Source organism: Cupriavidus sp. C3SS-1 (assembly GCF_057073755.1).
Genome location: NZ_CP172700.1, coordinates 603,324 through 624,039, shown reverse-complemented (window position 1 = coordinate 624,039; position 20,716 = coordinate 603,324). Strand labels below are relative to the sequence as shown.

22 protein-coding genes are annotated in these 20,716 nt (G+C 63.1%); 12 read left to right on the top strand and 10 right to left on the bottom strand.

Translation table 11 applies throughout. The features are described 5' to 3' along the window. Nucleotides 1-81 precede the first annotated feature (81 nt). The 3 genes from ACIGJC_RS18880 to ACIGJC_RS18870 all read left to right on the top strand — a co-directional run bounded on the left by ACIGJC_RS18880 (nt 82) and on the right by ACIGJC_RS18870 (nt 1,699). Nucleotides 82-657 (top strand): RNA polymerase sigma factor, encoded by a 576-nt coding sequence (locus tag ACIGJC_RS18880; RefSeq protein WP_483714475.1) that lies wholly within the window; start codon nt 82-84, stop codon nt 655-657. Next, nucleotides 647-1,315, top strand: coding sequence for an anti-sigma factor family protein (locus ACIGJC_RS18875; RefSeq protein WP_483713621.1), 669 nt, complete (start codon nt 647-649; stop codon nt 1,313-1,315). Before ACIGJC_RS18880 ends, ACIGJC_RS18875 begins: the two co-directional genes overlap by 11 nt. Before the next feature lie 159 nt (nt 1,316-1,474). Next, nucleotides 1,475-1,699 carry a hypothetical protein gene (locus ACIGJC_RS18870; RefSeq protein ID WP_483713620.1) on the top strand — a complete coding sequence of 75 codons (225 nt, stop codon included), beginning with the start codon at nt 1,475-1,477 and terminating at the stop codon, nt 1,697-1,699. 147 nt (nt 1,700-1,846) lie between these two features. On the opposite strand, the gene ACIGJC_RS18865 is transcribed toward ACIGJC_RS18870, so the two are convergent. From ACIGJC_RS18865 to ACIGJC_RS18830, 8 genes are all read right to left on the bottom strand, one after another. Next, nucleotides 1,847-3,163, bottom strand: coding sequence for an MFS transporter (locus tag ACIGJC_RS18865; protein ID WP_483713618.1), 1,317 nt, complete (start codon nt 3,161-3,163; stop codon nt 1,847-1,849). Nucleotides 3,164-3,239: 76 nt separating this feature from the next. Continuing rightward, nucleotides 3,240-4,244, bottom strand: coding sequence for a Bug family tripartite tricarboxylate transporter substrate binding protein (locus ACIGJC_RS18860; protein WP_483713617.1), 1,005 nt, complete (start codon nt 4,242-4,244; stop codon nt 3,240-3,242). 30 nt (nt 4,245-4,274) lie between these two features. Beyond that, nucleotides 4,275-5,129 (bottom strand): amidohydrolase family protein, encoded by an 855-nt coding sequence (locus tag ACIGJC_RS18855; RefSeq protein WP_483713616.1) that lies wholly within the window; start codon nt 5,127-5,129, stop codon nt 4,275-4,277. Beyond that, nucleotides 5,126-6,049, bottom strand: a complete 924-nt coding sequence (locus ACIGJC_RS18850) for an SMP-30/gluconolactonase/LRE family protein (RefSeq protein ID WP_483713615.1) — start codon at nt 6,047-6,049, stop codon at nt 5,126-5,128. Before ACIGJC_RS18850 ends, ACIGJC_RS18855 begins: the two co-directional genes overlap by 4 nt. A gap of 14 nt (nt 6,050-6,063) precedes the next feature. After that, nucleotides 6,064-7,044, bottom strand: a complete 981-nt coding sequence (locus ACIGJC_RS18845) for a Bug family tripartite tricarboxylate transporter substrate binding protein (protein ID WP_483714474.1) — start codon at nt 7,042-7,044, stop codon at nt 6,064-6,066. An 89-nt stretch (nt 7,045-7,133) separates the two neighbouring features. Next, nucleotides 7,134-8,069, bottom strand: coding sequence for a hydroxyacid dehydrogenase (locus ACIGJC_RS18840; protein ID WP_483713614.1), 936 nt, complete (start codon nt 8,067-8,069; stop codon nt 7,134-7,136). Between the two features lie 5 nt (nt 8,070-8,074). Beyond that, on the bottom strand, nt 8,075-8,773 hold the full coding sequence (locus ACIGJC_RS18835; RefSeq protein WP_483713612.1) for an RraA family protein: 699 nt from the start codon (nt 8,771-8,773) through the stop codon (nt 8,075-8,077). Nucleotides 8,774-8,822: 49 nt separating this feature from the next. After that, the gene (locus tag ACIGJC_RS18830; protein WP_483713611.1) at nt 8,823-9,791 is read right to left on the bottom strand and encodes a tripartite tricarboxylate transporter substrate binding protein; all 969 of its coding nucleotides are present in this window, start codon (nt 9,789-9,791) and stop codon (nt 8,823-8,825) included. Between the two features lie 168 nt (nt 9,792-9,959). Between ACIGJC_RS18830 and ACIGJC_RS18825 the strand changes: the two genes are divergently transcribed. After that, nucleotides 9,960-10,688: an IclR family transcriptional regulator gene (locus tag ACIGJC_RS18825; RefSeq protein WP_483713609.1), complete on the top strand. Its 729-nt coding sequence runs from the start codon at nt 9,960-9,962 to the stop codon at nt 10,686-10,688. Nucleotides 10,689-10,913: 225 nt separating this feature from the next. Continuing rightward, nucleotides 10,914-11,822: an alpha/beta fold hydrolase gene (locus tag ACIGJC_RS18820; RefSeq protein ID WP_483713607.1), complete on the top strand. Its 909-nt coding sequence runs from the start codon at nt 10,914-10,916 to the stop codon at nt 11,820-11,822. Nucleotides 11,823-12,167: 345 nt separating this feature from the next. On the opposite strand, the gene ACIGJC_RS18815 is transcribed toward ACIGJC_RS18820, so the two are convergent. Continuing rightward, nucleotides 12,168-13,118, bottom strand: coding sequence for a LysR family transcriptional regulator (locus tag ACIGJC_RS18815; RefSeq protein ID WP_483714473.1), 951 nt, complete (start codon nt 13,116-13,118; stop codon nt 12,168-12,170). A gap of 130 nt (nt 13,119-13,248) precedes the next feature. Here ACIGJC_RS18815 and ACIGJC_RS18810 point away from each other — a divergent pair, with 130 nt between their 5' ends. After that, nucleotides 13,249-14,001, top strand: a complete 753-nt coding sequence (locus ACIGJC_RS18810) for an SDR family NAD(P)-dependent oxidoreductase (RefSeq protein WP_483713606.1) — start codon at nt 13,249-13,251, stop codon at nt 13,999-14,001. 274 nt (nt 14,002-14,275) lie between these two features. Here the strand turns inward: ACIGJC_RS18810 and ACIGJC_RS18805 are convergent, their stop codons facing one another. Beyond that, the gene (locus tag ACIGJC_RS18805; RefSeq protein ID WP_483713605.1) at nt 14,276-14,896 is read right to left on the bottom strand and encodes a TetR/AcrR family transcriptional regulator; all 621 of its coding nucleotides are present in this window, start codon (nt 14,894-14,896) and stop codon (nt 14,276-14,278) included. A gap of 192 nt (nt 14,897-15,088) precedes the next feature. Here ACIGJC_RS18805 and ACIGJC_RS18800 point away from each other — a divergent pair, with 192 nt between their 5' ends. Genes ACIGJC_RS18800 through ACIGJC_RS18775 form a run of 6 tightly spaced genes read left to right on the top strand, consistent with a single transcriptional unit; the run spans nt 15,089 to nt 20,714 of the window. Next, nucleotides 15,089-16,300 (top strand): NAD(P)/FAD-dependent oxidoreductase, encoded by a 1,212-nt coding sequence (locus tag ACIGJC_RS18800; protein ID WP_483714472.1) that lies wholly within the window; start codon nt 15,089-15,091, stop codon nt 16,298-16,300. A gap of 32 nt (nt 16,301-16,332) precedes the next feature. Next, nucleotides 16,333-17,058 (top strand): DUF1365 domain-containing protein, encoded by a 726-nt coding sequence (locus tag ACIGJC_RS18795; RefSeq protein WP_253074890.1) that lies wholly within the window; start codon nt 16,333-16,335, stop codon nt 17,056-17,058. A gap of 30 nt (nt 17,059-17,088) precedes the next feature. Next, nucleotides 17,089-18,333, top strand: a complete 1,245-nt coding sequence (locus ACIGJC_RS18790) for a class I SAM-dependent methyltransferase (protein ID WP_483713604.1) — start codon at nt 17,089-17,091, stop codon at nt 18,331-18,333. 1 nt (nt 18,334) lies between these two features. Further along, nucleotides 18,335-18,889 (top strand): chalcone isomerase family protein, encoded by a 555-nt coding sequence (locus ACIGJC_RS18785; protein ID WP_483713603.1) that lies wholly within the window; start codon nt 18,335-18,337, stop codon nt 18,887-18,889. Then, nucleotides 18,886-20,181: an MFS transporter gene (locus tag ACIGJC_RS18780; RefSeq protein WP_483713602.1), complete on the top strand. Its 1,296-nt coding sequence runs from the start codon at nt 18,886-18,888 to the stop codon at nt 20,179-20,181. Before ACIGJC_RS18785 ends, ACIGJC_RS18780 begins: the two co-directional genes overlap by 4 nt. Next, on the top strand, nt 20,178-20,714 hold the full coding sequence (locus ACIGJC_RS18775) for a DUF3833 domain-containing protein (RefSeq protein ID WP_483713601.1): 537 nt from the start codon (nt 20,178-20,180) through the stop codon (nt 20,712-20,714). The genes ACIGJC_RS18780 and ACIGJC_RS18775 overlap by 4 nt, the downstream gene beginning before the upstream one ends. Nucleotides 20,715-20,716: the final 2 nt, after the last annotated feature.

The window sequence follows — 20,716 nt, the reverse complement described above, 5'->3', positions numbered from 1 at the left end:
CGCAGCCGATGGTAGGACAGGTGCAAGACAGAGGAGAGCACCGTGAACTCTACTGATGAGTCCAGCCGTTTCGCGCAGGTAATGCTGCCGCATCTCGACGCTGCCTACAACCTGGCACGTTGGCTGAGCAGCAGCGCGAACGACGCGGACGATATCGTGCAGGCAGCCTACTTGCGCGCATTTCGCTTCTTCGACACCTTTCACGGTGGCAATGCGCGTGCGTGGCTGCTCGCCATTGTCAGGAACACATGGTTCAGCGAATGGCGCCGGCGGCGTGACGCCGCCGACGGCACGCCCTTTGACGAAGTCCTCCACGGCGACGAGCGGCTGCCCGGATGGGAGGACGATATCGGCAGCGATCCCGAAACACTGGCGGTACGCCGCGACGATGCGCAATTGGTACACCGCGCACTCGAGCAACTCCCGGTCGACTATCGCGAGGTTCTCGTGCTGCGTGAGCTGGAAGAAATGAGCTACCGCGATATCGCCAGCGTCGCGGGCATTCCGATCGGCACTGTGATGTCGCGGCTGGCGCGCGGCCGCCGGCTTCTCTGCACCGCGGTTCGGGCAGCCCAGACGCAAGGCCGGGGCGGCCGCATCCCTCTTTCCCCAATGCCAGTGCCGGGTCGTTCGATGGGAGCCAATCATGGACGATGACAAGGCGATGACGTCGCTGAACGATCTATTGCGCGATGGCTCGCTTCACTACCGTGCGCCACCGTACCTGCGCGCACGCGTGGAGGCCGGGCTGCCAGGGAAATCGCGCCGCGTGTCGTGGCTGGCATGGCGCATGCGTTCCATGAATCCTGCGTTGGCGTGGGCAGGCGGCGGCCTTGCCGGCGTCGCCGCCTCCGCAGTGGTAGTGGCCATGCTCTCGCTGGTGCCGTCGCAGCAAAGCAGCAGGATGGGTCAGGAGTTCGTGACAAGCCACGTCCGCGCGCTGCTGTCGCAACACTCGATGGACGTGTTGTCAACCGATCAGCACACGGTGAAGCCCTGGTTCAACGGGCGGCTCGATTACGCGCCGCCGGTCATCCAGTTGCCGGGTGGGGACTTTCCCCTGGCTGGCGGCCGCGTTGACTACGTCGACCATCGCATGGTGGCTGTCCTGATCTACCGCTACCAGCGGCACCCGATCGATCTTTACGTCTTCCCGTCAGGGGGCGGCGTTTCAACCCCGGTGGCCGATTCATCCGACGGCTACTCGATCGTCCATTGGCACCAGAACGGTATGGACTTCTGGGCAATCAGCGACGCCGAGCCGGTTCATGTGAACGCGTTCGCGCAGGCCATCCGGACAGAACTGGGCAACTGAACAGGGAATAAACAGGATGCCGGCGCAATTGGACAAGTGCATGGCGAACCCGAAGGCAAGGGGCACCGGCCTCCAGAAAGCGGGCCCGACATGCACATACCAAGCGTAGGCCTGACGGCACCGCTATGGACACCACCGCTGTTAGATTTGGAGACTGTCGTGAAAATCCTATCCACTGTTGTTCTCGCCGCATTGACTTCGTCCGCGGTCCTGGCCCATGCAAGTAACCTGCCTGCCGATTCCAGCGGCGGCAAGACGCATATCAACGGGCCGCGCGACCCGTACACCGACGGGGCGAAGGCAGGCAAGTTCGACGTCTACTCGGAAGGTGCGAGGGGCGTCACGGATCGGCGGGATCCGTTCACCGACGGCGCGCATAGTTAAGCCGCCATCGAAGCGCGGCGCGAACAGGGCGGGCCGCGGCCCGCCCTGTTCGCGCCCGGCCCTCCAGGCGCCGGTCGCTCAACCCTCAACGCCCGGTATGTTGCCTCCGTAACGAACGGTGTCCGCAGACACGGCAACCGCATCCAGCTATTGTTTCGCGCTGCTGCCACCGGGACTGGCACTCCGGCTGATCCACAACAAACTCATGCTACCGAGCAATGCCAGCGCAACCAGCGGAAGGAGTGCAAGTCCGTAGCTTCCCGTCGCAGTCTTGATCAGACCCACCAGCGAGATCATTCCGCCGCCGACAAGGTTCGATGCCGCATTGATACCCGCCAGCCCTGCCGCTGCGGAGCCGGAATCGAGCCAACCCGACGAAAGTGTCCAGAACGGGCCCTTGAAAGAGTACGCCCCGCACAGCGCCAGGCTCAAGCCCAGCATCGTCGTGGCCAGCGCGGGAGCCACCAGCGTCGCCAGCAGCCCCACGGCGATACAGGCCAGCGGGATGGCCGTATGCCAGCGGCGCTCGCTGGTCTTGTCCGAATGCCGCCCCCAGAGCACCATGACAACGCATGCCAATCCGTACGGCACCGCGTTGATCAGGCCGGTCTCGAATGTCGACAACCCAAACGACTTCAACAGTTGCGGTTGCCATAGCGACAGTGTTGTACCGGCGGCCGACGCGCCCGAACAAACCAGCGCCATGACCAGGAAATGCCGGTTCGAGAGCAGCTTCCAGATCGACGCCTTGCCGACGAGCTTCTTGCCCGCGCGTTCACTGTCCAGGCGTTGTTCCAGCCACGTCTTCTGGTCCGCGTCGAGCCATTTGGCAACCTGCGGCCGGTCGGTCAGCACAAACAGGCAGGCAATGCCGAGCAGTACCGCGGGCAGGGCTTCGAGGAGGAACAGCCATTGCCAGCCATTCAGGCCCAGAAAGCCGTGCACGTGCAGCAACGCCGCCGACAGCGGCGACCCGAGGAAGCTCGCAAGCGGAATCGACACCATGAACGTAGCAACAATGCGCGCCCGATAGGCCGACGGAAACCAGTAGGTCAGGTACAGAATGACGCCCGGGAAGAAGCCCGCTTCGGCAGCGCCCAGCAAGAAGCGAATCGTATAGAACGACGTCTCGCCCGACACGAACGCCATGGCGCCCGAGACCAGGCCCCACGAGATCATGATCCGCGCAATCCAGCGGCGCGCGCCGACCTTTTGCAGCGCCAGGTTGCTCGGCACCTCGCACAGAAAGTACGAGACGAAGAAGATGCTGCCGCCGAGTCCATAGACGGCGGCATTGAATCCCAGGTCCTTGTTCATCTCCAGCGCCGCGAAGCCGAGATTGACCCGGTCCAGCAGGTTGAAGAAATAGCAGACCATCAGGAACGGGACGATGCGCCAGGCAACCTTCCTGATGGTGTCGGCTTCCAGATTGGGCTCTTGGTGTTCGGCAACTGCGGTGTACAACGTCTTGCTCCGGTGGTTATGCAAACTGATACAGGCGGGGCCACGATCTGCTCGCTTCCATGCTGTCAACCATGGTTCACTCCAGCGTGATGTTGGCCGCCTTGCCAACGCGGCTCCACTTGGCGATATCCGCCTTCTGGATCTCGGCGAGCCGTTGGGGCGCTCCGCCAACGATCTTGATCCCCAGCTTGCCCAGTTGCGCCTTGACCTCGGGATCTTGCAAAGCCTTATTGATCTCGGCATTGAGCCGCTGGACGATGGCAGGCGGCGTGCCGGCCGGTGCAAAGACACCCTGCCATTGCTCCGCCTCGAAGTTCGCGACGCCCGCTTCGGCCATCGTCGGCACGTTCGGCAGGCTTGGCACCCGCGCTGCGGTGGCCACGGCCAGCGCGCGCAGCTTCCCGGCCTGTACGTGCGGAAGAATCGGCGCGGTAGGCGCGAACATGAAATCAACATGGCCAGCCATGACATCCTGGATCGCCGGGACGTCGCCCTTGTAAGGCACATGGTTCATGCGTACGCTTTCCTGCTGCTGCAGCAGTTCCGCCGACATCTGCAGGATCGTGCCGTTGCCGCCCGACGCGTAGCTCACGGTGCCCGGCTTGGCCTTGGCAGCGGCCACCAGTTCCTTGACGCTCTTGTAAGGGCTGTTCGGCCCGACGATCAGCACGCTTGGGATGGTGCCCAGCAGCGCCACCGGCGTGAATGATTTCACCGCGTCATACGGCAGCTTCGGATGCAGCGCCGGGTTGATGGCGTGAGAAGCGGTCGAAGCACCGAGCAACGTGTAGCCGTCCGGTGCGGCGCGGGCCACGAAGGCCGAGCCGATGGCGCCGGTGGCGCCGGGGCGGTTCTCGACCACGATGGTGGTATGCAGCGCCTGCCCGACCTTCTGCGCGATCAGGCGCGCCAGGATATCGGTCGTGCCACCCGCCGGGTACGGCACGATGTAGTTGATGACCTTGTTGGCAGGCCAATCCGTCTGCGCGTTGGCTGCGCCCAAGGCAAACGATGCGGCGGCCAGGCAGACCGAAATGCCCAGCTTGCGCACGCGGGCCGACAGGTGAAGCGATTCGAACATCATGTCTCCAGTTCTTCCTTGCGGTACGACTCAGGCCGGGATGACGTCCCCGAACCCGTAAAGCGTTTGCGGATTGCGAACCAACACCTGCTGAGCTGTGTCGGACGATCCACACCAGCCTATGAACGTGCGCAGCACGGCGGCATCGTCGACCGGCTGGCCACCCCTGGCCTGCGCCGAGGGGTGCGGCCAGTCCGATCCCCACAGCATCCGCTCCGGCGCCAGATTCAGGTAGCGCGCCGCCAGGGGCTGCATGTCGCCGTAGTGCGGAGCCCCGTCGAGCGATTCGATATAAGGGCCCGACAGCTTTACCCAGGCATTGCCGGCTGACACCAGATCGGCAATGACGCGGAAGGCCGACTCCGCCTGCGGCTTGCCGAGCGGCAGATGGCCATAGTGGTCGAACACCATCGGCACTGGCAGCGCCGCCAGCATGCCGGCCGCGTCGGGCAGCCATTCGGGCGGCAGGTTGAGCTGGAGGTGCCATCCGAATGCGGCAATCCGCTCGGCCAGCGCAGGCAGGTCGTCAAGCGATACCGGCGCGGGCAGCGTCAGGTTCAAGCGGATGCCGCGAATGCCCGCCCGGTGCAGCCGCGCCAGTTCATCGTCAGTGACATCGGCCACCACCGCCACGCCGCGTGCGCACGGGCCCAGCGCCGCGATGGCATCGGTGGTGCTGGCGTTATCGGTGCCGTAGGTCGATGGGGTCACCACGATCACGCGCTGCGTGCCCAGCAGGCGCTGGACCCGGCGGTAGTCGTCGACCGAGGCATCGGCCGGCCGTAGCGTCGCGCCCGGCGCCACCGGATAGCGGCTGTCATAGATATGCATATGGCAGTCGCACGCGCCGGCGAAGTCGAGGACGGGGATCGGTCCGGTGGTCATGCCAAACGTCCGCCATGCACCGGGGCGCCGCCTTCCGGCATCTCCGCGCACAGGATCGAGCCCGTCGTGGACTCGGTCATCAGCAGCGTCTTGCCGTCGGCCCCGCCGAAGCACAGGTTGGTGAGCGATGCCCCCACGGGCGTGCGAATCACTTCGACCGGCTCGGCACGATGGTTAAGCACCCAGACATAGCCCAGCCCCGGATTGGCGACCAGGAGAAAGCCATCGGCACGCATGGCCAGCCCGTCGGGGCCGCTCGGCCCATACGACGTGAAGAACTGGCCGACCTTGCTGACCGAGCCATCGGCCTGCAGCGGCACGCGCCATACGCAGTTGCCGCGTGTCATGGCCACGTACAGCACCTTCTCGTCCGGCGAGAGGACCAGCCCGTTCGGGCTGGGCGCGTTGGCCAGCAGCACATCGAGCTTGCCATCGGGTGCCAGGCGATACACGCGGCCCGTGGGGTCGTGCATGCCGGTCTGGCCCTGGTCCGTGAAATACAGGTTGCCGTCCGAATCGAAGGTCAGATCATTCACGCCCCGGAAGCGCTCGGAGTTGCGGCGCTCCAGGAACGGTGTGACAGTGCCGGACTTCGGGTCCAGCCGCATCAGGCCATTGCGATAGTCGGTAATCAGGAAGTCGCCGCCGGCCAGCCGCTTCATGCCGTTCGGCTCGCCGTCATACTCGGCAATCAGCTCCCAGTCGCCGAGCATCGATGCGCGAAACACGCGGCCATAGGGGATATCTGTCACCCACAGATATCCATCCGACCAGACCGGCCCTTCCAGGAAGGAATCGGTGAGCGCCCCGCCGCGATTGGCGAGCGACCAGGCGTTGTCCCGATCCTGCCGGCGAAAAGATTCCGGCAGCCGTGTGAGCACGGCCGCATCGCGAACGGCAGGTGGCGCAAGCAGCAACATCGTGGGTCTCCGGGTTATTGCTTTTCGATATTGGCCTTCTGTGCAACGGTGGCCCATTGCGCAGTTTCCTTCTGGATCAGTTGTGCAAATGCGCCGCTATCCAGATTCCCAGGCTGTGAACCCATCTGCGCCAGGAATTGCTTCATGTCGGGCGATTGGAGCGCCTTCTGGACCTCCGACTGCAGACGGGCGATGACTTCCTTGGGCGTGCCCTTCGGTGCAGCCAGGCCGGACCAGTTGAACAGGCTGAAGGCCGGTACGCCGGCTTCTGCAAACGTCGGCACATTCGGGAACACGTCGACCCGACTCTTGCCGCTGATGCCCAGCAGCCGCATCTGGTTGCCCTTGACCGGCGCCACCGCGGTCGGCGTGGACACCACCAGCAGATCGACGCTGCCGCCCAGCAGTCCAACCATGGCTTCGCCAGCACCCTTGTACGGCACGTGCATCAGCTTGATGCCGGCCGCCTGCTGGAAGGCTTCGGCGGCAAAGTGCGGCGAGCTGCCTGGGCCGCCCGTTCCGAACGTCACCTCACCAGGATGCGCCTTCGCATAGCTGACTAGTGACGCGAGATCCTTGAACCGCGAATCGGCTTTCACGCCGAGCACCACCGGAGAGAAGGCGAACGGTGCGATGGGCACCAGCGCAGTCTGGTGGTCCCAGTTCAGTTTCTTGAAAACGTAGGGCAGCGTCGTGTACGAGTTATCGTTGGCCAGCAGCGTGTAGCCATCCGCCGGCGCGTTCACGACCTGCGTGGTGCCGATCGTGCCCGACGCACCGGGCTTGTTTTCGACCACAAAGCTCTGGCCCATTTGCACAGTCAACTTCTGGGCGATCTTGCGTGTCACCACATCGACGGCGCCGCCAGGCGGATTCGGCACGACGATCCGGACGGGCTTGTCCGGGTAAGCGGCTAGTGCGGGTGTGGCCACGCCGGCGACGGCCGAGATGACGGTGACCAAAGAAGCCAAACGGAAAAATGCGCGATGCAACATCATTGTCTCCTGGCACCTCCGGCGGGTCCGGCTTGCTGCCTGACCCGCGGTGATGCCTGTTTCTATCTGAGGAAACCTGGGGGTTTCACTTACACCGAAGCGACCGTGTCCTGCAGTACAGCCAGCACGTTCTTTGCTGCGCCAACGCCCATGTTCACATAGGCCGCGTCGCTGACACCGCCGATGTGCGGCGACAGGATAAGGTTGGGGATTTGCTGGAACGGATGGGGAACGGTCATCGGCTCGGCGGCGAAGCTGTCCAGCCCGGCCGCGTAGAGCTTGCCGTTGGTCAGCGCCTCGGCCAGTGCCGGTTCGTCGATCAAACCGCCGCGTGCCGTATTGACCAGGATCGCACCGTCCTTGAACTGGGCCAGCGTCTCGCGGTTCAGCATCCCGCGGTTCTCTTCCGTCAGCGGGCAATGCAGCGACACCACATCGGACTCACGATAGAGCTGCGGCAGGTTGTCCACCAGCGTCACACCGGCGGGCACAGCTTTGGCATAAGGGTCGAACGCGATCACATTCATTCCCAACGCCACACCGGTCGCGGCGGCGCGACGACCAATCTCGCCCAGACCCACCAGGCCCAGCGTACGACCATTCAGCTCGATGGACTTGTGGGTCGACTTGTCCCAGTGGCCAGCGCGCATACGGTCATCCAGGTGGGGCACCGCCTTGGCGCAGGCCAGGATGAGCGCCCACGCATGCTCGGCCACGGCGGCAGCATTCGCCCCCACTGCCGCCTTCACCGCGATGCCGCGCTCGGCGGCCGCCTTCTGGTCAATCACGTCGATGCCGCTGCCGTGCTTGGAAATCACCTTGAGCGAAGGGGCGGCATCCATGATCGTCGCCCCCACCTTGCCGTAGCGCACGATGATGGCTACCGGGTCCTTTTCCTTGGCCAGTGCCAGCACGGTTTCCTCGCTGCACTGCTTGCCCGCGAAGGTCACTTCAAAGTCCTTCAGCAGTTCAAGCGCCTGCGGCGCCAGGTCATTACCCGTGACCAGTAGAGCGGGCTTCTTCATGCTGCTCACAGCGATTCACCTTCAGCCAGCACGCCGGCGGCACGCAGCTCCTTGTCCAGCCAGCCCGGACGCAGCTCGCCGGCCTTGATGGCGGCGATACGCTTTGCTTCAGCGTCCACCTTCTTCTGCGCCAGTTCCAGGATGGCCGGCACGTCTTCACGCGGGATGACCACCACGCCGTCGGCATCGCCCACGATCAGGTCGCCCGGATTGACGGCCACGCCCGCTACCGATGCTGGCCAGTTCACCAGGCCGCCGATGGCCTTGGTGGGACCGCAGGGATTGGTGCCGGCCGAAAACACCGGGAACGGGCCACTGGCCAGTTCATGCGAATCGCGCACGGCGGCGTCGATGACGAAGCCGGCGAAACCGGACGCCTGGGCCTGCGTGGCCATGATCTCGCCGCACAGCGCCGCTGTCTGGTCGCCCTTGCCATCGACCACGATGACGTCGCCAGGCTTCCCGATGGCCAGCGCCACATGGAACATGAGGTTGTCACCCGGGCGCACCTCGACGGTCAGCGCCGGGCCGCACACCTTCATCGCCGGCGACAGGCCTTGCACCCGGGCGTTCAGCGTGCCGCGACGGCCGACCACATCCGCCAGGATGGCGGCCTGGAACTTCGAAGCACGCTCCACCAGTTCAGGGGACACGCGCTCAAAATCGCGACGGATCGCGGGGGATGCTTTGGCTTGGGTGCTCATATACGACTCCAGATGTGACGGACAAACAAATAGGACCTGCTGGTTGCAGTTACTTCGCGGAAGCGGTCTTCCACAGGCTTTCGAACTTGCCGCGCTGCGTGGTCATGTGCTGCGTCCACGCCGCGCCGGACAGATAGGAGATACCCCGCGCCTCATTCACGGCGCGGGACAGGAATTCGGGGTCTTTGGTGGTGGCCTCGATGGCGTCCTGCAGGCGCTTCGCAATGGCGGGCGGCAGTCCGCGCGGTGCCGCGAAGCCTCGTTCGGACGAGATCGTGATGTCGAGGTTCTGTTCACGGGCCGTTGGCACGTCCGCCACGACGCCCTGTCGACGTTCACTGCCAAGTTGCGCGAGCACCTTCACGTCCCTCGACGCGCGGTCGGCTTCGGTGAATTCGGTGGTGCTCATCGCCATGACGTCGATGTGATGGCCCAACAGGCTGGTCTTCGTCTGCGACGTTCCGGCAAAGGGGATGTGGTTGACCTTGGCGCCGGTGGCCCGCTGGAGGGCCAATGCAGCCATATGGCCGTTCGTGCCGATGCCGTTGCTGCCCATCGACAGGCCTTCCGGATTGCCCTTGAGCTGCCTGACCAGATCGGCCATCGACGCCAGCTTGCTGTCGCCAGCGACCACAAACATGGTTGGGTCGTCGATGACGCGTGCCAGCGGAGCGATGGCGGCCGGATCGTATTTAGGCTTGCGCTGGATGGGAATCGTCAGGAAAGAAGGCGTCGAGATGATGCCGATCGTGTAACCGTCGGGTGCGGCCCTTGAAAGCGACAGGTAAGCAATCTCGCCCGAGGCGCCCGGCTTGTTGACCACAACGATGCGTGCCTTCCCGCCCAGGTGCTTTTGCAGAAACGGTGCCATCGCACGGGCGAGCAAGTCGGTTCCGCCGCCTGCGGCGAATCCGACATACACCTCGATGGGCCGGTCCTCTGGCCACGCTGCCTGGGCCGACACGGCGGTCATGGCCATTGCAGCGAAGAGAAGAACGCGGGATCGAATTGCTCGCATGGTGGTCTCCGTTGTTGTTGTTGTCGTTGTACTATGTACAACACTGTTTTACAAATCTGAGAGAACTATAGTCGCTCCCGGTCGCCCTTCCACTAGGCGTATACCCGTGTACCCTGCAAAATCATGTTGTACACAGTACAATGCTCGAAACTGCGTCGGGAATGAAAAATGAGTAATCACGGGGTAGCCGCCGTTGAAAAGGCACTGAGCCTGCTGGATTGCTTCCGGCTCGGCTCGGAAGTTCTGTCCCTTGCACACCTGTCGACGGCGTCGGGGATGCATAAGACGACCGTCTTTCGGCTGCTGAACTCCCTGGAGAGGATGAGCTATGTGGTGCGCACGGCCGATGGCCGTTACGCGCTGGGTCCGCGCCTGCTCTATCTGGGAAAGCTGTATGAGCAATCGTTTCAGCTCGGTTCCGTGATCGAGCCTGTGTTGCAGGAGCTCGCCCTGGCTACGCGGGAAAGCGCGTCGTACTACGTGCTGCACGGCGACGAGCAACGCATGTGTCTGTACCGCGCCGAACCCAGTGAGGGCCTGCGAGAAACCCGTCTGCCTGGCACGATCCTGCCGCTCGACGACACTGCGATTGGTTCGGTACTCAAGTACTGGGGCAAGGGGGAAGCCTCATCAAATCGCGATGAGCCGCTGCCGTGGTTCACTTCAGGGGTGCGCGACGTGTACACGGCGGCGTTTGCGACGCCGCTCTTCGGCTCAGGCGACAAGTTCCTGGCTGCCCTCACACTCTCCGGGCCGGCTTCGCGGCTGCAGGCAGCAGAGCGCACCGAAATCGCGCGCGTTCAGCTCGTTGCCGCCGCAAAGCTCTCGCGGCTGCTGGGCGCAAGTTCCGCCTGGTGCGAGAAGATCTACAACACGTCTGCTCTCACACACGACTGACGAGGCCGTTACGCGTTGCCGCGACGGATGGCCCTCTGCCGTCAATGGCGGCCTGCTCCCATCTAAAAGGGTCGCGCCTAAATTCGATATGAGTTTGACAGGTCCTGGGCCTTGCGCTGCGCGTGGCATGCACTACGCTTGAGAAGCATCTTATAGTGCACTGTCATTTCAGCGATTAAGAAGCCACTTACTGGTAAAGCCCCGTCACGCTCAAAGAAGGAAGCCATGCGAAAACTGCTTGCCGTAGTCGCCCTCATGGTTGCCATGGCCCACCCTTTGCACGCACAGGTGAAGCCATATCCGCCGGGCTTTCGCAATCAGAATGTCCAGACCGACGGAGCCACTTTGTTTGTACGTGTGGGGGGCAACGGGCCGGCGGTGGTATTGCTGCACGGATTCGGCGACACGGGCGACATGTGGGCACCACTGGCCGCCCAGCTCGCAAGCACACATACCGTCGTGGTTCCTGACCTGCGGGGAATGGGCCTGTCATCACACCCCGACGGCGGCTATGACAAGCGCACGCAGGCGGCCGACATCCGGTCAGTGCTGGCTCAACTGAATATCGATCAGGCCGACGTGGTCGGCCATGACATTGGCACCATGGTCGCATTCGCCTATGCGGAGCGCTATCCGGACAAGACAAAGCGGCTGGTCGTGATGGACGCTCCGGTGCCCGGGGTGCCGCCATGGGAGCAGATCGTCCGTATGCCGGCTCTGTGGCACTTCTCTTTTGGGGGCCCCGATGCCGAGCGGCTAGTGAAAGGCCGGGAGCGAATCTACCTGGACAGGTTCTGGAATGAATTCGCAGGGGACGCCTCGAAGATCGACGAGGCCACGCGGGTTCACTACGCCCGGATATATGCCGGGCCGGGCGCCATGCATTCCGCGTTTGCGCAATTTCTGTCAATTCCGCAGGACGCCGAGGACAATCAGAAATCGCTGGCGACCAAGTTGACCATGCCCGTGCTGGCAATTGGCGGCGAGAAGTCCTTTGGCCGGAACGAGGCAATAGTCATGCGAAATGCCGCCAGCAACGTGAAGGAACTGGTCATCCCAAATGCCGGTCATTGGCTGATGGAAGAGCAGCCACAAGCCACCGTAAATGCCATCGTCGATTTCCTCGCGCAATAACACCAGGTCTGACCGACTGAGGACCCTGATTGTGATGCAGGGATTCTGGTCCGAATGCAAAATTCCAGCCGACGGACCAGAGTCCTGAAATAACTCGCCGCTTCCCGTTGTCGAGGCGCCGGGCGAGACTGCACAAGACTGCAATCGCGTCCCGGTTTGCGAGCCGGTACCATCAGGCGGCTCGATAGGCCGTGGACTCTTACCGGCCGTGTAGCGCCGGCGGGCGCCCTCGCCCTCGGCTGGCTCAAATCGTTAAGGATTGTTCAACGCCTGACACACGCGCCACGGTCTCTCACAGCCCTGCAGACGAGGGCAGAATCCCTGACGGCAAGAGTCATTCCAATGCTATTTCCCCCGCTGTGGAGCGCCCGATCCATCAACCGGCGGCCGCAACCATGGGGGCGAAGAGAGGTGTTTTGCAAAGAAATCGGCGAGCGCAGTGACCTTGGCGGGCCGGGCTCGTGCCGATGGCGTGACAAAGTACAGTCCGCCGCGTGTCAGGCTCCAGCCAGGCAGGATCGCCTCTAGCCGTCCGTCGGCCAGATATTCGCCCGCCATGAATTCCGGCAATTCTGCAATGCCCTGCCCCGCCAGTAGCATGGGGAGCAGCGCTTCCGAGTTGGTCACGCGCAGCGGACCCACCGGCGTCACTGGGTGCTCCTCACCCGCGTCATTAACGAAGCGCCAAACATCGCTACGCGCCCGGTAAGCATAGGAATGGCATGGTCTGCCCACGAGATCGCGGGGGTGGGCTGGGCGACCGAAGCCGTCCAAGTACGCTGGCGATGCCACCAAGGTCTGTGACACCGGGCACAAGCGCCTGGCGATCAGGGACGAGTCCGGCAGTGCGGCAATGCGTAACGCCGCGTCAAATCCCTGGGCGACGATGTCCGCAGTCGCATCGGACAAGTGCAGATCGATCGAGACCTCTGGATATGCCCGGAAAAACGCCGGGAGCAGTGGCGCAACCCAGCGTACGCCAAAGGACATCGGTACAGAAAGGCGGATGAGGCCTCGTGGCTGCGTCGATAGTTCCCGGGCGGCGTTCTCTGCCTCTTCGGCCTGTCGGTAGATGTCGCCCGCTTTCTCGGCAATCGACGCCCCGAATTCCGTCAATGCCAGTTGCCGCGAAGTGCGATTGAAAAGCCGTGCACCTAGCCGCTCCTCCAGCCTCGCAACGCCGCGCGACACGGTGGCCACGGACACGCCCATGGCGCGTGCCGCCGCGGCAAACGATCCTTCTTCTGCCACCTTGGCAAACATCGCCAGCCCCTCGAAATCGGGAAATTTCATCATTTCATTTTCGCAATGATGGTTTGCGATCAATTCTATTTCGAAAAGATGCGGCCGTCGATATGCTTCTTCCATCGCCTCTCGCGAATCGACGTCAACCGAAATCAACCGAAATCAGGCAAGGAGAATCACCATGACCCGCAGACTCGAAAAGAAGATCGCACTCGTAACCGGTGGCACGAGCGGCATCGGACTGTCCACCGCCAAGCGGTTCGCCGCAGAAGGTGCGCATGTATATGTCACAGGCCGCCGGCAGGCCGAACTCGACGCAGCGGTCGCAGCCATTGGCAACGCCACGGGCGTGCGTGTGGACTCCTCCAAGCCTGAAGAACTGGATCTGCTCTACAAGCAGATCCGCGCCGAGAAGGGCCGGCTCGATGTACTGTTTGCCAACGCCGGCGGCGGCACGATGGTGCCGCTTGGCGACATCACCGAGGGCCACTACCACGACACCTTCGACCGCAACGTCAAGGGCACGCTGTTCACCGTGCAGAAGGCGTTGCCGCTGCTCTCCCGCGGGGCATCGGTGATTTTGGCCGGCTCCACCGCGACCATTGAAGGCACCGCCGCCTTCAGCGTCTATTCCGCCTCGAAGGCTGCCATCCGGGCGTTCGCCCGTAGCTGGATTCTGGACCTGAAGGACCGCGGCGTTCGCGTCAACACGATCAGCCCAGGCGCCACGCGTACGCCTGGCCTGGTCGAACTGGCCGGTCCCGATGTCACGCAGCAGCAGGGGTTGCTGGACTATCTCGCGTCACGCATCCCGATGGGGCGAGTAGGCGAGCCCGACGAGATTGCCGGTGCCGCCCTGTTCCTCGCTTCCGACGATTCGAGCTTCGTCAACGGCGCGGAATTGTTTGTTGACGGTGGACAGGCGCAAGTCTAAGGAGAGGCATTGTCAATCGGCGACGCCATGCTCGGAAATCAGGCATGGCGTCGTGGCTGCTAGGGAAAATGGCCGGCCAGCGGGCGGTTGCCGGTCAGGAAGCGACGTGCGATGCCGCCCCGACGGTGCCATTCAGACGCCCGCTTCACCAGGAAACTGCCTTGGCCAGACGCATGGTCCAGCGACTGTAGTGGGTCGATCACCGCCCGTCTCCGGCTCCTATTCACCCAGCGGCCGAGAAGACCGTATCGCTCTTTCTATTACCCGCAGGCTTTTAGCGGCTGGGCGTGGCAGCGATCCCATGGAAACACACATCGAGCATATGCGCGACGATTCGCTCGTCATCCAATTTTGCATATAGACGCAGGTATTCGACCGCAGGATCACAGGTCCGCGAATAATAGGAAAACAAAATCACATCGTCTGGCAGTGCGGCATCCAGATCGCCACTCTTTTTTGCCTCCCCTACCAGCCCCTTCAAGATGCCGTTGAGCTTGAATACGCGCGTTACGTAGCTGAGGTTGTGCGTTAGCATTTCGCGCACATGCGGGCTGGTGGATGGCAGGAACGGCAGGCCACCTTCGAGTCGTACGCGCAGCGCCCACGCAAGGAGCGCACGCAGCCGCCCCATTGCGGTTTCCTGCTGCGGCAGGTGCTCCAGGAAGTCGATGGCGCCATCGATGAGTCGGATCATCGCAGCGCCCACGAGGTCGTCCTTGGACTTGAAATGCTTATAAAGGATGGGCTTCGATATGCCCACCTCGCCGGCGACATCGTCCATCGTCATCAGGTCGAACCCCTTATCCGCCAGGATACGCGTCGTCGCATCCAGAATCGCGTCCTGGCGTAAGCGAAAGGTTTGGTCCTTGAAGCTGAGCTTGCCCAAAATACCCATTTGTAAATTTCGTTACTATGCAGTAACCTTCTTTCCGAGACAGTAGGGGTATGTTAGCACCCCGGCTCCAAACCGCATCAACAACCGCTAAAAAAGCCAGAAAGGTGCAGCGTGAGCGCATATTTGGTCACTCAGAAGGGACTGCGGATTGCCGTTGCAGGCGCTGGGATTTCAGGCCTGGCGACCGCCTGGATGCTCTCGCGGGACCACGCCGTCACGCTTTTCGAGGCGGGCCATTATCTGGGCGGGCATACCAATACGGTCGACGTCACGCTGGAGGGTTACACCTGTCCCGTGGACACGGGGTTCCTGGTGTTCAACGACCGCACCTACCCCAATCTCGTGTCGATGTTCGAGGCGCTGGGTGTGCGTTCTCACGCTAGCGATATGTCCTTCGCCGTTTCGCTTGACGATGGGCGCCTCGAATGGGCCGGCAGCAATGTGAGTACGGTGTTCGCGCAGCGACGCAACGCGTTTTCCCCAACATTCCTTGGAATGCTCCGGGACATCGTACGGTTCAATGGCGCCGCGCAAACACATCTGGCGTTCGCTGAAAACAGCGGCTGCTCTCTGGGAGATCTGCTGCAAGCAGGACAGTACGGGCAACCCTTTCGTCAGCACTACTTGCTGCCCATGGCATCCGCCATCTGGTCCTGCGCGACCGCCGACGTGATGCGCTTCCCTGCCGCGACGTTCCTGCGCTTTTGCATGAATCATGCGCTCCTGCAGGTCCGGAACCGGCCGCAGTGGCGCACCGTCGCCGGCGGCGCCCGCCAATACGTGAACCGGATTGCCAGCCATCTCAATGATGTTCGCCTTGGGGTTGCCGTGCGCGCGGTGCGCCGCGATGAAGCCGGTGTAACTGTCATGACGGACGAAGGCACATCACGCTTCGATACCATCGTCTTCGCCACGCACGCGCCCGATACGCTGCGGATGCTGGCCGACGCGTCACCCGCCGAACGTGATGTACTGGGCAGCGTGCGCTACGCGTCCAATGTCGCGATCCTGCACACAGACGCCACGCTTTTGCCTCGTCGTCAGCGCGTATGGTCAGCCTGGAACTACCTGGGCCGCCAGCACGGTGACGCTCAACGTGCGGTCTGTGTGAGCTATCTGCTCAACCAGTTGCAGCCCTTGCCGTTTCGCGCGCCCGTCGTCGTTACCCTGAACGCGTTTCGGGAGCCTGCGCCAGGCACGGAACTGCGCCGCTTCCACTACGCCCATCCCGTGTTCGACCTCGCGGCCATTGCGGCACAGCAACGGCTGCCCGCTCTGCAGGGCGAACGACGGACCTGGTACGCCGGCGCGTGGACCGGATACGGCTTTCACGAAGATGGCCTGAAGTCGGCCCTGCGGGTGGCCCGCGACTTCGGCGCCCTGCCAGCCTGGTCGCGACTATGATGCCTGCTGCATGGCTCCTGCGCTGCCGCGTCATGCACGAACGCCTGCGCCCCGCGCGCCATCGCTTCGTGTACCCCACCTTTTGCCTGCGTGTCGACATCGATGCGCTGCCGAACCTGCGGCGTTGGTGGTTTGGGGTCGACCATCCGCGGCTCGTGAGCCTTTACACACGCGACTACGGACCGCGCGATGGCACCGGGCTCGGCCGATGGATTCGGCCACGCCTGGCTGACCTGGGGCTGCCAGACGACGGACCGATCTGGTTGCAGACCTCGCCACGCATCTTTGGCTACGCCTTCAATCCGGTCAGCTTCTGGTATTGCTACGACAAGGCCGGTGCATTGCGGGCGCTTGTCGCCGATGTGAATAACACGTTCGGGGATCACCACGCCTACCTTGTCACCGCGCCGGACCTCGGCGCCATCCAGGCGTCCACCGTCCTTGCTACCCGAAAGTGCCTGCATGTGTCGCCCTTTAACACGGTGCAAGGACACTACGCCTTTCGGGTGCGCGAAACAGACGATGTAGCGCACGTCGGTATTGACTATTACGACGACAGCGGCGGCCTCGTGCTTCGTACGTCGATCGGTGGCCGCAAAGCACCCCTGACGCTGGGGGGCATGATGACAATCCTGGCAAGCCAGCCGTGGGCTGCTATCGCGGTCATTGTACGCATCCACTGGCAGGCCTTGCGTCTGTGGCGAATGTCGGTTCCGTTTCATGGAAAGCAACCGCCTTCGGTACCGCCTGTCGGCTAATCCCACCTCTGTCTGGCATCGCCCCTTCATATGAACCGCCTGCCTTCCAGCCAGCGTGCACTGCTAGAACCTTGTATCCCCACCCTGCTGCCGTCCCGGACGTCCGTATTCGCCAGGATGTTCCTGGCCGCGCTCGACCGCCTGGCCGTGGGCCATCTGGTGCTACTACGGCCGGACGGGCAGGAGGCGATCTACGGCGATCCGCATCAGGCGCCGGGGGCTCGGCTGACGCTGCTGGACTGGCGCGCGTGCGAAGCCGTCATGCGCGCTGGGGATATCGGCTTTGCTGAAGCCTACCGCGCCGGATGGGTCGACACCCCTGATCTGGTCGCCTTGCTGCACCTGGCCCTCGAGAATGAATCGGCCCTGTCAGGCGCCGTCCACGGAGGATGGCTGAGCCGACGCTGGTATCAACTGCGACATCTTTTCCGCAGGAACACGCGCAACGGCAGCCGAAGGAACATCCATGCCCACTATGACCTGGGCAATCCGTTCTATGCCCTGTGGCTCGACGAAACCTGGAGCTATTCCGCGGCATACTTTGAGGGTCGCAGCGCACGGTCGCTGGCAGAGGCACAGGAAGCCAAGTACGCGCATATCTGTGACGTGCTCGCGCTGGAGCCAGGCATGCACGTGCTGGAAATCGGGTGCGGTTGGGGCGGGTTCGCGTTACACGCGGCCAGGCGCGGCGTGCGGGTGCACGGCGTCACGATCTCGGCCGCCCAGCTTGCGATGGCCCAGTCGCGCGTTGAGCAGGCAGGCCTGACGGACCGTGTCGAGCTGGAGCTTCGCGACTATCGTGATCTGGATGGCACCTACGATGCCATCGTGTCCATCGAGATGTTCGAGGCAGTCGGAGAAGCCTACTGGCCCACGTTCTTCGACCAGGTATCCCGAAGGCTTCGCCCGGAAGGCCAGGCGGTGGTGCAGTCAATCACGATTGATGACGCTCGCTTCGACGCCTATCGGCATAGCAGCGATGTTATCCGCGAGTACATCTTTCCCGGCGGAATGCTGCCAAGCCCTGAGCGATTTGCCCGGGCAGCCGACAGAGCCGGATTTTCGAGCTGCAAGGTGTTGGCCTTCGGCAAAGACTACGCCGAAACCCTCCGGCGATGGCGCGAGCAATTCGAAGATCATGTGGAAGAGATCCTGACGCTTGGCTTTGATGAGGGATTCATACGCATGTGGCGGCTCTATCTTTGCTATTGCGAGGTCGGGTTCGACGCGGGCCGCACCGACGTCATGCAATTCCTTCTCACGCGCAAGGACTAGCATGGCCCGTCTGGCAGCCCTTGTTCTTGCATGCGCCGCGCTGCCCGGCATTGCCGCCGAGCCGTGCCGGGAAAGCTTGCCTGAAGCGCGGATGATCGGCCAGGGCGAGTATCGGTGGCTCGGACTGCGCGTCTATGTCGCGCAGCTCTGGATGGCCCGCCCACCAGTCTCCGGCGGCGCCGCGGCTGCGGCAAACTCGCCGGACGTACTACAAGCGCCGTTCGCGCTACGTCTCATCTACGCCAGAGACATTCCGCAGCAGCGCCTGGTGGAAACGAGCATCGATGAAATCCGCCGTATCTACGGCGATTCGTTGTCCGACACGACAACCGATCTTTGGCGCCATGCGCTTTCCCGTGTACTAGTCGACGTTCGCGCGGGGGACTGCCTGACCGGCGTGTACTCGCCGGCGCAGGGTGCGCGCTTCTACGCCAATGACCGTGAAACTGGCCGGCTCGACGATCCGGTCCTGGCGCGCGCGTTCTTTGCCATCTGGCTTGACCCATCGACGCGGGATCCGGCATTGCGTCAGAAGCTCCTCGGACCGGCACGATGACGATACGCCCGGCTTCCCTCATCGCTTACGGCGCCCTGGGCCTGCCGCTTGCCATGGTCGCGCTGCCCATCTATGTCCTGGCCCCTGCCTATTACACCTCGCGCCTGGGCATGCCGTTGTCCACGGCGGGACTCGTCCTGATGCTCACCCGCCTTGTCGATACCGTGCAAGATCCATGGCTCGGGCGCTGGGCAGATGCGCTGGGGGGTAGCCGTCGCCTGCGCCCTGCGCTGTGGGCGACTTCCCTATGCCTCATTGCAGCGTTTGCGGCCTTATGGATGCCGCCGGTCTCAGGGTGGGCATTGACGGCCTGGTTCGCCGCCGCCCTGGTCCTTGTCTACGCCGCACACAGCTTTATGAATGTCGCTTACCTCGCATGGGGCGCAAGCCTGGGGCTCAATTGCGACGCGTTGACGCGTGCAGCCGCGTGGCGAGAGGGTGCGGGCGTTCTTGGTGTCCTCATTGCCAGTGCGGGCCCCGCCTGGCTGCTCGGACGTAACGACCTGGCGCCGCGAAACGCCATGGTCCCGTTCATCGCACTCTTTGCCATTCTGCTGATCGGCGCAATCTGGGTGCTCCGCTTCGCCCCTCCCTGGCAAAGGATGCCACCCGGTCGGACCGGCCGATCGGGCCACGGCGGTCTCCGCCCTTTGATCGTAAGCGTCTCGAGGACCGTGCTGGGCAACCCTCCGTTCCGCATGCTTCTGCTGCCTTATTTCCTGAATGGACTGTCTGTCGCAATACCGGCCTCCCTGGCCGTCTTTTTCATCGAAGATCGGTTGGGGGCACCTCGATGGGTCACACCCGGTCTCGCGATTTACTTTTCGGCTGCCGCGATGGGACTTCCAGTCTGGGTAGGGATTTCAAGACGGATTGGCCCTCAACGGGCGTGGCGTGCAGCAATATGGGTAGCCATCGCGGCGTTCGTGTGGGCGGCCACACTGGGTCGGGGAGACGTGGTGCCATTCCTCGTGATATGTGTCGCCTGTGGCTTTGCGCTGGGGGCCGATCTTGCGATACCGCCTGTCATTCTCGCGCAGTGCCTACCCGACGGCGAGGGGGCCGGCGCCTGCTTCGGTATCTGGACGCTGACAGGCAAGCTATGTCTGGCTATCTCGGCACTCACCCTGCCCGGCCTGGCCTGGCTTGGCTATGTGCCAGGCTTTCCCGCCACGGGTATCCCTGGCATGGCACTCGCCTGCACCTACGCAGGCCTTCCCTGCCTGCTCAAGTTGGGTGCGCTTTCCACATTGCAAATGCCGTCACGCCTCGTATCGGAGGAACTTCAATGAGAGCCCTGACCGCCCTGGTTCTTGGCATCGCTACAAGCTTTGGCACGGCGTGTAGCGCACCCGATGTGAGCCGGTACGCCCATGAGCACCCAGTGCTGGAGGTCACTCAGTTTTTTGGCGGCAAGACGGAAGCATGGGGAATGTTCCAAAAGCGCAATGGCGAAGTCGTCAAACGGTTCCATGTAGCCCTTGATGGGCGCATGTCACAGCAGCAGTTCGTCCTGCACGAAGCATTCCGCTACAGCGATGGCACGACACAGGAACGGACATGGACCCTCGATCGCCAGCCCGACGGTACGTGGCGAGGCGAGGCGCCCGATATCGTTGGTGCAGCCATGGGAGAGGCCGCAGGCAATGTTCTGCGCTGGCGCTATACCATGCAATTGCCCGTCGATGGAAAGCTGTACGACGTGCAGTTCGACGACATGATGGTGCTTATCGATCCGCAGACGATGATCAACCGCGCCCGCGTCACGAAGTTCGGCTTTGAAGTTGGGCAGGTGACAATTGTATTTCGTCGCCCGGCTCCATAGGA